Annotated in this window: 12 protein-coding genes; 4 read left to right on the plus strand and 8 right to left on the minus strand. The window is 28.6% G+C overall.

Annotated features, from left to right (window positions below; genetic code table 11):
• Positions 1 to 34 precede the first annotated feature (34 nt).
• The gene (locus ATR_RS04260) at positions 35 to 937 is read right to left on the minus strand and encodes an AEC family transporter (protein WP_115428240.1); all 903 of its coding nucleotides are present in this window, start codon (positions 935 to 937) and stop codon (positions 35 to 37) included.
• 123 nt (positions 938 to 1060) lie between these two features.
• On the opposite strand from ATR_RS04260, the gene ATR_RS04265 reads away from it, so the two are divergent.
• From ATR_RS04265 to ATR_RS04280, 4 genes are all read left to right on the plus strand, one after another.
• On the plus strand, positions 1061 to 1642 hold the full coding sequence (locus ATR_RS04265; protein ID WP_115428241.1) for an NAD(P)H-dependent oxidoreductase: 582 nt from the start codon (positions 1061 to 1063) through the stop codon (positions 1640 to 1642).
• Positions 1643 to 1679: 37 nt separating this feature from the next.
• Positions 1680 to 2309 carry an NAD(P)H-dependent oxidoreductase gene (locus ATR_RS04270; protein ID WP_115428242.1) on the plus strand — a complete coding sequence of 210 codons (630 nt, stop codon included), beginning with the start codon at positions 1680 to 1682 and terminating at the stop codon, positions 2307 to 2309.
• Between the two features lie 56 nt (positions 2310 to 2365).
• Entirely contained in the window at positions 2366 to 3859 is a 1494-nt protein-coding gene (locus ATR_RS04275; protein ID WP_115428243.1) for a hypothetical protein, read from the plus strand.
• Positions 3860 to 3964: 105 nt separating this feature from the next.
• A complete protein-coding gene (locus ATR_RS04280) occupies positions 3965 to 5557 on the plus strand; it encodes an ABC-F family ATP-binding cassette domain-containing protein (RefSeq protein ID WP_115428244.1) in 1593 nt (530 codons plus the stop codon).
• A 35-nt stretch (positions 5558 to 5592) separates the two neighbouring features.
• Here the strand turns inward: ATR_RS04280 and ATR_RS04285 are convergent, their stop codons facing one another.
• The 7 genes from ATR_RS04285 to ATR_RS04315 all read right to left on the minus strand — a co-directional run bounded on the left by ATR_RS04285 (position 5593) and on the right by ATR_RS04315 (position 13164).
• Positions 5593 to 6069 (minus strand): acyl-CoA thioesterase, encoded by a 477-nt coding sequence (locus ATR_RS04285; RefSeq protein ID WP_115428245.1) that lies wholly within the window; start codon positions 6067 to 6069, stop codon positions 5593 to 5595.
• A gap of 117 nt (positions 6070 to 6186) precedes the next feature.
• Positions 6187 to 8136, minus strand: coding sequence for an NAD-dependent DNA ligase LigA (ligA, locus tag ATR_RS04290; RefSeq protein WP_115428246.1), 1950 nt, complete (start codon positions 8134 to 8136; stop codon positions 6187 to 6189).
• 85 nt (positions 8137 to 8221) lie between these two features.
• Positions 8222 to 9390 (minus strand): IS3 family transposase gene (locus tag ATR_RS04295; RefSeq protein WP_115427524.1). Its coding sequence is split into 2 segments (ribosomal slippage): positions 8222 to 9138 and positions 9138 to 9390, totalling 1170 coding nucleotides; the frame shifts between segments, so codons are not numbered across the junction.
• A gap of 82 nt (positions 9391 to 9472) precedes the next feature.
• Positions 9473 to 9856, minus strand: coding sequence for a hypothetical protein (locus tag ATR_RS04300; protein WP_115428247.1), 384 nt, complete (start codon positions 9854 to 9856; stop codon positions 9473 to 9475).
• Positions 9857 to 10047: 191 nt separating this feature from the next.
• On the minus strand, positions 10048 to 11226 hold the full coding sequence (locus ATR_RS04305; RefSeq protein ID WP_115428248.1) for a glutathionylspermidine synthase family protein: 1179 nt from the start codon (positions 11224 to 11226) through the stop codon (positions 10048 to 10050).
• A gap of 2 nt (positions 11227 to 11228) precedes the next feature.
• A complete protein-coding gene (locus tag ATR_RS04310) occupies positions 11229 to 11861 on the minus strand; it encodes a UPF0323 family lipoprotein (protein ID WP_115429414.1) in 633 nt (210 codons plus the stop codon).
• A 4-nt stretch (positions 11862 to 11865) separates the two neighbouring features.
• Positions 11866 to 13164: a DEAD/DEAH box helicase gene (locus tag ATR_RS04315; protein ID WP_306461032.1), complete on the minus strand. Its 1299-nt coding sequence runs from the start codon at positions 13162 to 13164 to the stop codon at positions 11866 to 11868.
• Between the last annotated feature and the right edge of the window lie 124 nt (positions 13165 to 13288).

The raw sequence follows: 13288 nt of genomic DNA on the forward strand, positions 1-13288 counted from the left end.
AATTCTTACTAAAATTTGGTTAATTTAAGATGAATTACAAAATAAACATTTGAAAAATATAACTTGTTACAAAGGAGAATAAAATTCCATATCCAACAATTGCAGAGCTAAGCCGTGGAGCAAGTCCAGCCATAGAAGCTATTGCACCAGCTGTTATCATAGGTGCCATAGAAGCCTCAAGTATTGAAACAGTTGCTGCTAAGCCCTCAAATGCAAATATTTTACATACAATAATTGCAATAATTGGAGCAAAAATTAGTTTTACAAAAAGTGCAACACTAAAAGGTTTTAACTCCTCTTTTGGAAGTTTTAGCTGTAGTCCTAATCCAGCAGCAACTAAAGCAATAGGAACAGTTGTTTGGGCAAAGGCTTCAAGAATCTTTGTAACTGTTGGATGAAACTCAACTCCAACAAAAAAGAGTGATATAATTAAACATAAAAATGGTGGGAAAGTTATAACTTTAAAAGTAATTAGCTTAAAAGTAACCTTTGTTTTACTTGTATATAGAGATACTATAAAAGTTCCATATATTGCAAATGCTAAAAAGGTTCCTAGTTGGTCATATATTAATAAATATGGCATAAAATCATTATTAGGTAAATATGTTTGAAGTAAAGGAATTCCCAAAAATGAACTATTTGTTAAAATAGCAACAAGCAATAAACTTCCAGTTACCTCTCTTGAGAAGTTGAAAATTTTTGATAAGATTAATATAGCAACTGCACTTAAACTCATAACAATCCATGCAACGATAGCTGGGATTATTATATCTAAACTAAAATGTATCTTTGGAGTTTGAAGTAGCACAATTGCTGGATATGATACATAAAGAACAAATTTGTTTAAAGGAATACTTGCCTCTTTTGTTAAAATATTACTAACTCTTAGCATATAACCAATAGCCAAAGCTACCAAAACCAATAAAATATTTTCCATAAAATCCTCATTATATATAAGTAAAGTGCAACTTTATCATAATCTATTTTAATTATTAAAAAGAGAGATTAAGTTTTTTTTTGATACATTAGTATAAAGAGATAATTTTAAAGGGAGTACAAAATGAAAAAAATTTTAATAGTAAATGCTCACCAATATTACGATGCTGTAGCAAAGGGTGAATTGACACAAAGTTATATAAATAGAGCAACAAAGTTTTTTTTAGAAAATGGCTTTGAAATAAAACATACAGATATTGAAAATGGATATGAAGTAGAAGATGAGTGTGATAAATTCGAGTGGGCAGATGTTATTTTGTTTCAGTATCCTGTTTATTGGATGGGAGTTCCGTGGATAGTTAAGAAATATTTTGATGAGACCTTTACACAAGGAAGACACTATTTAAATGATGGAAGAAGTAGAGATGATAAAAGTAAAAGATATGGAAGTGGAGGATTACTTAAAGGTAAAAAATATATGTTAAGTATTACATATAACTGCCCAAAATCTGAGTTTAATAATAAAGATGGCTTTTTTGATGGTTTATCTTTAGATGAGGCAAATATTGCTACTCATAAAACTTTCCAATTTGTTGGGCTTGAACCACTTAAAACTTACTCTGTACACGATATTTTTAAAGGTGATTTAGACTTAAATAAAGAGTTAGTGAAATTTGAAGATACTTTAAGAGAAAACTTTTTATAAGTTGAAAAATATAGCTAGTAAAAAAAAGGAGAATATTATGGAAAAAACATTTGAAGAAGCAATGAATTTTAGACATGCTTGTAAAATTTTTGATGAAACAAAAAAAATAAGCAATGAAGATTTAAATTATATTTTAGAAGCAGGGCGAAAATCTCCATCTTCTTTTGGACAAGAGCCGTGGAAGTTTTTGGTTATTACAAATGATGAATTAAAAGCAAAATTAAGAGTTCATTGTTGGGATCAAGTACAGATTACTTCTTGTTCACATTTAGTAGTTGTTTTAGCAAAAATAGAAGAAGTTAGAGATTATGAAGGGGAAGTTAGAAGAAAGTTTAATAGAAGAGATTTACCAAAAGATATGGTAGATGCTTATATAATAAAATATGCGAATCATCAAAAAGAGTATTTCTCAAATGATTTTAATACTTTTAGTTGGACTTCTAGACAAACTTATATAGCCTTAGGAAATATGATGACAGCAGCTGCAGTTAAAGGAGTTGATAGTTGTCCAATAGAGGGATTTGATAAAGAAGATGTTGAAAAAGTTTTAAATCTTGATACGAAAAAGTATCAAGTTAGTGTAATATTACCTTTGGGATATAGAGTAAAAGAGCAAAGTATTAAACAAAGAGAGAAGCTAGAAGATATTATAGAATTTATAAACTAAGCAACAAAATGTTAATATATTTCAAAATTAAAAAAATTATTTAAGGGCTTAAAAAGATGCTGAGTGTTAGTGATATTGAAAACTGGCTTAGAGATTATGGTATAAGTAATTACCACATATCAGAGGATTTTTATATTTCAGTTCAAGGAAATGTAAACTTAAGCGAGAAATTAAAAGGACAAAAACTTCCTATAAAGTTTGATAGGATAGATGGTTATTTTGATATAAGTAATAATGAATTACCTAGTCTTGAAGGCTGTCCAAAGATTGTTATGAAAGATTTTAATTGTTCATACAATAAACTAACTTCACTATTTGATTGCCCAGTTGAAGTAGGAGATTTTGATTGTTCTCATAATAATTTAAAAAATCTATCTTATGGACCAAAAGAGGTAAAGGGTTTTTATGATTGTTCATATAATGAGCTAACTTCTATAAAAGCAAGTCCAAGAACAGTAAAAGGTCATTTTAGATGTAATAATAATCGTCTCTCAACACTAGAGGGAGGACCAAAAAGTATTGATACATATTTTGATTGTTCAGGAAATATTATTGAAAGATTAATAGGTGGACCAATATCTGTAAAAGAGGATTATCTTTGCTATACAAATAGATTAAGTGATTTAGATGGAGTTGCTGATGAGATAGGTGGAGATTTAGTAACAGATATTAAACTAAATATTACTTCTAAATTTGATGAAGAGGGACAATATTATAGATATAAAGGAAGTGAGGCTATTTCTCATATTTATAGACCTTTAGTTGCTCTTACAAATATTGAAGATATACAATCTTGGCTTGAAAAGTTTGATATTAAAGGTGCAACTATTTTACCTGATAACTCTGTAGATGTTCATGGTGATGTGAAACTATCTAATAGACTTCCAAACTTATCAAAGTTGCCAATAAATTTCAATAATGTTGATGGAGATTTTGATATAAGTGAAAATGAGTTAACTTCTCTAGAAGGTAGCCCAACTAGAGTTGGAGGAAGCTTTTTTGCACATAAAAATGAGCTAATTTCACTTAGAGGTGGACCAAAAGAGGTTAAAGGAAGCTTTGTAATCCTTCACAATAATATAACATCTCTTCAAAACTCTCCAACAATAGTAAAAGATGACTATATCTGTTCTCATAACCCTTTACGAACTCTTGAAGGTATAAATTCTGTACAAGGTTATGTTTTTACAGGAGTGTATATTCCAAGGCTTAAATGTCAGAAATATAATTATAAAGGGATTACAACATATAAATATCCAGGTGATGCTGTTATGAAATATCTTGATGAGGAGTATATATCATTAACAGATGAAGAGAAAGCATTTGAAAGTACAAAGAAGAATTTAGAAAAAGTTATTAAAAAAATGTTAAATGCAAATACATTAACAAAAGAGATGATAACAGATAATCTGATTAAAAACCTTACAAAATATCAGCTTGACCAATTAAAAACAAAAGTTTTATGGATAAAAAATCCACCAAATGAAGATAATAGTGATATTATAAGTGAAGATGATATTATGAAACTGGCTTTTGAAAAAGAGTTATAAAAACTCTTTTAAGCCACAAAACTTATTTTTTGGATATAATCGCCAAATTAAAATAAAAAAATCATAAAAAATAAAAATAATTAGATAAAAATGGAGATTTAGAATATGGTTCAAACAGTTAATTTAAAAAAAGCTTTTGGTGCAAGAGTTCTTTTTTCTGAAATAAATTTAAAGCTTGATAGTGGTAAAAGATATGGATTAATAGGTGCAAATGGTGCTGGAAAAACAACATTTTTAAAGATTTTATCAGGACAAGAAGAGGCAACTGAAGGTGAAGTACAGATACAAAATGGGAAAAAAGTTGGGGTTTTATCTCAAAATCAATTCGCATTTGAGAATTTTACACTTTTTGATACAGTTTTAATGGGAAATAAAAAGCTTTTTGATGCAATTAAAGAGAAAGAAGAGCTTTATTTAAGTCCTGAATTTACTGATGAAGTTAATAACCGTTTAGCTGAGTTGGAAATTATTTGTTGTGAAGAAGACCCAACTTATGAGTATGATATTAAAGTTACAAAAATTCTTGAAGATTTAGGTTTTCCTGCTTCAACTCACCAAGATTTAATGAGTACATTAACTGGAGGAGATAAGGTTAAAATACTTTTGGCACAAGTTTTATATCCAAAACCAGATATTTTATTTTTAGATGAGCCTACAAATAACCTTGATATTGATACTATTGGATGGCTTGAAAATCAATTACAACATCATGATGGAACAATGGTTGTAATTTCTCACGATAGACACTTTTTAAATGCAGTTTGTACAAATATTTTAGATGTTGATTTTAAAAAGATTAGAGAGTTTAGTGGTACTTATGATGATTGGTATATAGCATCAACACTTATAGCAAAACAACAACAAGCTGATGTAAGTAAAAAACAAAAAGAGAAAGAGGAGCTTGAGAAGTTTATTGCAAGATTTAGTGCAAATGCATCAAAAGCAAAACAAGCAACTTCAAGACAAAAACAGCTTGATAAACTAGATATTCAAGCAATTGAAGTATCAAGTAGAAGAGATCCATCTATTATCTTTAGACAAAAAAGAGAGGTAGGAAAAGAGCTATTAAGTGTAAAAAATATCTCAAAATCATACTCTGAGAATGTGATTTTAAATGATATCTCTTTTACTCTTGAAAAAGGTGATAAAATAGCACTTATTGGACCAAATGGAGTTGGAAAGACTACACTTTGTGAGATTTTAATGGGTAATTTACAAGCAGATAGTGGAGAAGTTTTGTGGGGTGCAACTATTCAAAATTCATATTTTCCACAAAATACAACAGATTTTATAAATGGTGATATGACTCTATATGATTGGCTAAGAGGTTTTGATAGAGAGGCTGATATTGGTGAGATTAGAAACTGTTTAGGAAGAATGCTTTTTAATGGTCAAGAGCAAGAGAAAAAAGTTGATTCATGTTCAGGTGGAGAAAAACATAGAATGATGTTATCAAAAATTATGCTAGAGCAGGGAAATTTCTTGATTTTAGATGAGCCTACAAATCATCTCGACCTTGAAGCTATTATTGCTTTAGGAGAGGGACTTCACCAATATGCAGGTTCTGTTATTTGTGTATCTCATGATAGAGAGTTGTTAGATGCTTATGCAAATAGAATTATTGAAATTCAAGATGATGGTACTATTATAGATTTTAAAGGAACTTATGAAGAGTTTATGGAGTCTAAAGCAGTTTGAGTATCATAAGAGGATTCTTCCTCTTATGATTTTATTTAAACCTTAGCATGTCTTGATGACATTCTAATTTCTCTTCTTTTTAAAGCATCGTTATATCTTCTTTTATCATCTTCAGTTACAAGTTCTAATTTTGGTACAGGTACTGGTCTTCCATCTTCATCAACTGCAATCATAGTAAAATAGCAAACATTTGTATTTTTCATAGTATGGTCTTTTATATCTTCTGAAATGACTTTTATGCCTATTTCCATAGATGTTCTTCCTGTATAGTTTACAGAAGCATGAAATGTTACTAATGAACCAATTTTTACAGGATTTTTAAATAGTACCATATCTACTGATAGTGTAACAGCATAGTGACCACTATATCTTGCGGCACAAGCATATGCCACTTGGTCTAGTATTTTTAAAATTTCTCCTCCATGTACATTTTTTCCAGAGAAATTTGCTTTTTCTGGAGTCATTAACATAGTCATTGTTACAGTTTTTTCTCTTTTTATCTCATCATTCATCTTTTCTACCTCAAAATATTTTGGATATTGTATCTAATTAAACTTATTCAATAACCCTATATTTTAAGGGTATAGTTTAAAATTATACAAAACTATTATTTATTGATATTAGATTGATTATATAACTTTTTCTAACATCTCTTTTTCACTTAAAACTTCTACTTTTAACTCCAAAGCCTTATCATATTTGCTTCCTGCATCTTCTCCATAGATTAAAAAATCAGTTTTTTTTGATACACTAGAGCTAACTTTTGCACCTAAGTTTTCTAAATACTCTTTTATTTTATCTCTACTTTGGCTCATAGTTCCAGTTATAACTACTGTTTTATTTTTAAATGGGTTATCTTTTGCCTCTTCTTTTATTTTTACTAATGGATTTAAAATAGAAAATAGTTTTAGAACAAACTCTTTATTTACTCTCATAAATTCTAAAAAAGAGTTTGCCATTTGTTCGCCAATCCCATCTATACTTATTAAATCTTCATAGTAAATATTTACTAATTCTAATCCAAATTTCTCACAAATCATCTTTGATGCAACTTCTCCAATATGTTCAATTCCCAAAGCTGTAAGCACTCTATAAAGTTCACTTTGTTTAGAGTTTTCTATTGCATTTAAAAGGTTGTTTATTTTTTTCTCTTTAAATCCTTCAAGAGTTTCTAAATCTTCGTATTTTAAAGAGTATAAATCTAAAATATCATAAATCTTCTTTTCATTTACCAAGAGTTCAACTATTTTTTCACCCAAACCATCTATATTTAAGCAAGATTTACTTGCAAAGTATATTATGGAGTTTACAACTCTTGAAGGGCAATCAAGGTTTTGACATTTAATCATAATCTCTTCGATTAAAAGCTCACTTTTACAATCAGGGCAAAGTGTTGGTTTCTCTATATTTTTTTCATTTCCAACTCTTCTATCTTTTAAAACCTTTGTTATTTTTGGAATTACATCGCCACTTCTTATTATTATTATCTCATCATCTATTTTTAAATCTAACCTTGCTATTTCATCGAAATTATGTAAGGTTGCTCTTTCTACAACTGCTCCATCTATTTCAACTGCTTCTACAATAGCAACAGGAGTTACAACTCCTGTACGTCCTACTTGTAAAATAATATCTTTTAGTTTTGTAGTTTTTTCAATAGCTGGAAACTTATACGCACAAGACCATCTAGGAAATTTTTGTGTAAAACCCAGAAGATTTTGAGTTACTATATTGTTTACTTTTATCACCATTCCATCTAAAAGCATAGTAAATTCATCTCTTTTTTCTACCATTTTGGTATATATTTTTTCAATATCTTCTATAGTATTACAAAGCTCTTGCATTGGAGCTTTGTAAAAGCCTAGAGAAAAAATATAATCCATAAGTTCACTTGTTTTTGAAAAGTTTAAAGAGTTTTCACCTATTCCCCAAACTATAAATTGTAACTTTCTTTTTGCTGTAATTTTTGAGTCAAGTTGTCTTAAACTTCCAGCACTTGCATTTCTTGGATTTGCAAAAGGAGTTTCACCATTTTTTAATCTATCAATATTTATAGCTTCAAAATCATCTTTTTTTATAACTACCTCTCCTCTTATTTCTAAAAGAGATTTTTCACTAATTTCTAATGGAATTGAGTAAATTGTTAAAGCATTATGTGTTACATCTTCCCCTGTTGTTCCATCGCCTCTTGTTATTGCTTGTTTTAGTTTTCCATTTTCATAAATAAGATTTAAACTAGCTCCATCAAATTTTGGTTGTATAAAAAACTCAAAAACTTCTCCATTTTTATTTGCTCTTTTTATCCAATCTTCTAACTCTTTTTTGTTAAAAATATCCTCTTGCGACCACATACGACTTAAGTGATTTGCTTTTTTAAAACTATCTAGTACATACCCGCCAACTCTTTTATTTGGAGAGTTTGGATTTCCTAAATTTGGATTGTTTTCTTCAAATTCCAAACAGAGCCTAGCTAGTTTGTCATACTCTTCATCACTTGCAAGTGGCTCATCAAAAACATAATATGCTTTTGCCCATAAAATTAATTTTTCTATATTTTTTTCATACTCTAATTGATTCATTTGTTATCTTCTTCATAAATTTTGAGCAATATTGTATCATCTTTTACTAAGCAATTGGAATGACCCCAAGTTAGTAGACACTTTTTTAATCAGTTAACACCTTGGGTTGAGTAACACTATCATTGTATCTTTTCTCAAATTCATTTGGACTTATAAAATCTAAAAAACTATGTCGTCTTTTTGAGTTATAAAACATTTCTATATATTCAAATATTTTATCTCTAGCTTCTGCTCTTGTATGAAATATAGTTTTTCTAACTAATTCTTTTTTTAATGTCTTAAAAAAACTCTCTGCTACTGCATTATCATAACAATTACCTCTACGGCTCATACTTGGGATAATATTATGATGCTTTAAAAATGTTTGGTATTCATAAGAACTATATTGGCTACCTTGATCTGAATGAAGAATTACTTTATGATTTTTAATTCTGTGAGTTGTTTTTTTCAAAGCTTTAATAATTAAAGATGTTGATTGTCTATGTCCTGTTGCCCAACCAATTATTTTTCTTGAATAAAGATCTATAACTGTAGCTAAATATAACCATCCTTCATAAGTTCTGATATATGTGATATCACTAACCCAAGATTCATTTGGTTTATATGTTAAAAAACATTGTTTTAAATGATTTGGATGTGCTTTATGAATTGAACCAGCCTTATGCTTTGGTTTTCTTTTATAATTTCCTATTCCACAAAGTTTTGCTTCTTTCATTAATCTTGCAACTCTTTTCTTATTTACATGTATATTTGAAGCCTTTAAATCTTTATGAATATTTCTATATCCATATATCCCATTTGACTCTCTATATGCTTTTTTTATCTCTTGTAAAATTTGTTGATTTTCAATCTCTAAATTTGAAATAGGTTGTTTTAACCATTTATAATACCCACTAGGATGAACTTTCAATACAGTACACATTCTTCTGATTGTGTACTGTATTTGATACTCCTTTATAAATGCGTACTTTAATTTGGGTTGTTTGCAAAGTACGCTGCGGCCTTTTTTAAAATATCCCTCTCTTCTGTAACTCTCTTTAATTCTTTTTGCAATCTTTTTATTTCAGCTGTTGTATCTTGAGTTTTTTTTATTTCTACTTCAGCTTCTGGTGATTTGTATTTTTTTATCCAGTTTCTCAAAGAATCATAATGGACACCTAACCTCTCAGCTGTTTCAACAACCCCATATCCATTTTCTATAACTTGTTTTACAGCATCTCTTCTAAACTCTTCACTATATTCTCTTCTTGCCATTTTTAATTCCTTCAATTGTTTACAATTTTCTCTAAATTGTTATTTTAATTAACTGAATAAATTTCTGTCTACTTTTTTGGGGTCATTCCAACCAACTTTTACTTTTCTCATCTCTTTCTAGTTTAAACTTATCTTTTACTTTTACATTTGTAAGATATGAGTATCTATTTGTCTTTGGCAATATTAGTTTATCTTGTACTTCAGAGTTATACTCCTCCTTCTCCCATTTATAGCTATCTGGTCTTATATAGTTTATATTCTCTTTACTATAATCTTTACCTAAAACTATACTCTTTTGACTAGTTCTTTTATAATTCACATTTTGATACAGTGAAGCATTCTCCAAATTACCATCTATAAAAACAACTGTCTCATATGTACCATCTGCACTAGCTCCTATAGAAAATATAGAAATCATTCCTAAGGCTATTAGTTTTACCTTCATCCATTTGCAATACTTATTCATTAGAACTCCTTTGTTCTGAAAATTTTAGAACACTTTTTCTTTATTGTCAATTAAATATAGAATAATCTTATTTATAAAGAAATATTATAGTTAAAATAAGATGAAGTGAAATAAAAGTGAGAATTATGAAAATTTTTGGAAAAATAAATTATTAAAAGTAGAGGTTTAGAAATAGATAAGTTTTTACTTATCTATTTTATAATATGTCCTACAAATTTTGACATATTATTTAAAATCTTACCACCTCTTCTAAAACCTAGAGCACAAGCTTCATAAGAGTAGAAAACTCCAGCTTGATAAAATTCACCATTTTCATCTTGTGGAAACTCTATATACTCTTGATAAATAGATTTATGACCCTCATAATCACCAAAAGTTTCAAGATCAATAGAGCCATCACTATTTACAATTTTGACATTTGAACCTTCTCTACCAAACGCCTTTTTCTCTACATATTTTTTACCTTTTAGAGGTTCAAATGATGTTTCAAGTAAAAGAGGGTGATTTGGGAATAAGTCCCATAAAATTTTCATAAATGCCTTTGATTGGAATATTAAAGTATATGCGGGATTAAATATAATTGCTTTTTTCTCTTTTACAATTTCTGTTAATAAAAGTGCTAAAGAGCTCTCTTGTATAGCTATATCTTCCCAAGGAATAAGTTTGAACCAAAACTCAAAAAGCTCATCATCTTTAAATATTCCATCATCACTAAATTGTACATTTTCAATAAATTCAAAATCAGTATTAAACCCAGCTTCATTTGCAATATGTTGTAGAAGTTTTGTAGTATTTATATCTTCACTAGAACTTGAAATACTAGAAAACAGGATTTTCCAACCTAAATTTGAGTAATACTCTTCAAATTTATCAATATCACTATTTAAAGTTATAATTCGTTTAAAATTATCTTTTAAAGCATCATATAGATTATTGAATTGAGCCTCTTCTTTTAAGTTATTTTGTTTTAACATTGCCCATTGTACTATAGCTGTTTCAAAAACTGAAGTAGGAGTATCTGCATTAAATTCGATTAGTTTTATAGGTTTATTATCTATACCACCAGCTAAATCAAATCTTGAGTACAAATGCCAATGAACATCATTTTCCCATGACTCTTTTATAATCTCAACTAAGTTAAACGGAATATTTAATTCATGAAAAAGCTCATTATCTATCACAAATTGACCTGCTTCTATAAACATCTCATAAAGCTCATTTGTTGCTTCGTAGTAAGAATTTGCTTCTTTTTCACTAATTTCTACCAACTCATTTGCAATATAAGAGCTATCATCACTATCTGTATGCCATGTAAAACCAATACTCTCTAAGTACTCTTTATCTAGAGGTTTAATCTTTTCTAATTTCATAATTAACCTCCTGTACTTTGACTTGTAGTTCTACTACTATTGTTTTGAGTAGATTTATTATTATTTCCAAAGAAACCACTTTGTTTTCCTGCCCCTGTTGAGCTACTAGCTGGTTTATTAAATGAACTTTGAGATTTGCTATAAGTTTGTGGAGATTTGTATTGAGCTGCTTTTTGGTTTTGGAAATTTTGATTATTAAATAGTTTATTTCCAAGCCATGAACCAATCATTGCCCCTGCTATTGAAGATAATAAAACTCCACCTAATCCCATTCCTCCACTACTCATTTCAGGATTTGTAAGAGGTGATGTTCCTGCATCTATTTTTGCCTCTTCTTCTTTTACTAGTTTATTAATCTCATCTTGAGATAAAATTCTCTCTGTTCCATCTGGATTTCTAAGAACTATTGTAGTTTTTGCTGCTGGAAACTCTTCAGCAATTTTATATTTTCCATCGCTACTTTGCTCAATTATTACAAAAGCACCTTCTTGTTTTGAAGCCTCTGAGATTGTATTGTTATTTGCTTGATTTTGGTTTGAGTTGTCATTACAAGCATTTAAGCCTAAAATTAGGAAGGTAGCTAAACCTCCAGTTTTTGCTAACTCTTTAAAAGTTTTAAAATTTTTGTTTTTCATAGTTTTAACCTCTTTTTGTAGTTTTTCTAAATTTAGTTTTATTTGGTTTTTTAGTTTTTGTTTTATCTTTACTATCTCTTTGCTTTGCTTCAATTTTTTTATCTTTTATAGATTTCTTTTCTCTTGTTTTTGTTCTTGGTTTTTTCTCTTTAGTAGGAAAATCAACTAGTTCAACTCTTGGAATTTGAAGCATTAACTCTTTTTCAATCTCATTCATAAGTTTATAATCTTTTACACTTAAAAGTGTTATAGCAACTCCATCATTTCCAGCACGTGCTGTTCTTCCAACTCTATGAGTGAAGTCATTTATAGTCTCAGGTAGAGAAAAATTTACTACACAAGGAAGGTTTTCTATATCAATTCCTCTTGCTGCAATATCAGTACAAACTAAAACTCTAAGCTCTTTTTCTTTAAACTTTCTAAGAGCTAAGGCTCTTGAACTTTGTCTTATATCCCCATGAATACAAGATGATTTTAATCCATCAAGATTTAGGTTTTTTACTAAATCATCAGCTTCTAGTTTTCTATTTACAAAAACTAATACTTGAGATATATTTTTTGAACCTATTAAATATGATAGAAGTTCGCTTTTGTTATCTTCATCTACAAGGACTATTTGATGTTCAATTTTTTCAACATGATCTCTTTGGTTTGTAACTTCAATTACAACTGGATCTTTTAGAAACTCTTTTGCAAGTTTTTTTATATTTGAGTTTATTGTTGCACTAAACATTGAGATTTGTCGATTTTTCCCAATATATGGTAAAATCTGCTCAATCTCTTCTAAAAATCCCATATCAAGCATTGTATCAAGCTCATCTATTACAACTTTTTCTACACTTGAGAGATTTATAGTATTATTTTTTATATGTTCAAGTAATCTTCCAGTTGTTGCAACTACAATATCAACACCATTTGATAATTTTCTTACTTGTTCTTTGTTTGAAATTCCACCAAATACGGCAACTCTTTTAATATCTAAATATTTTGAATAATCATCTATTGCTTGTGTTATTTGCTTTGCTAACTCTCTTGTTGGAACTAAAATTAATGCTCTTAGAATACTATTATTTTTATTTTCTCTCTTTAATAAATCTTCTAAAATAGGAAGTAAAAATGCACAACTTTTACCAGTTCCACTCTTTGCAATACCAATAATATCCCTTTTTAATAGAGCAATAGGTATAGCTTTTTCTTGAATAGCAGTTGGATGAATATACCCTAAATCATCAATTGCTTTTAAAATATTCTCATTTAATTGTAAATTTTGAAAAGTTTTTATAAAAAATCCTTTGGTAAAAATGTCTTACATTGTATCAAAGTTGAAATTAGATTTAAATTTATTATTGGTTTTTTTTGAAGATTTAAAAATATATATGGGTTAATAAAAGTTATTAATATTAATAGATGTTTATAAATCAGATATT

This window comes from Aliarcobacter trophiarum LMG 25534 (assembly GCF_003355515.1).
GTDB lineage: Bacteria > Campylobacterota > Campylobacteria > Campylobacterales > Arcobacteraceae > Aliarcobacter > Aliarcobacter trophiarum.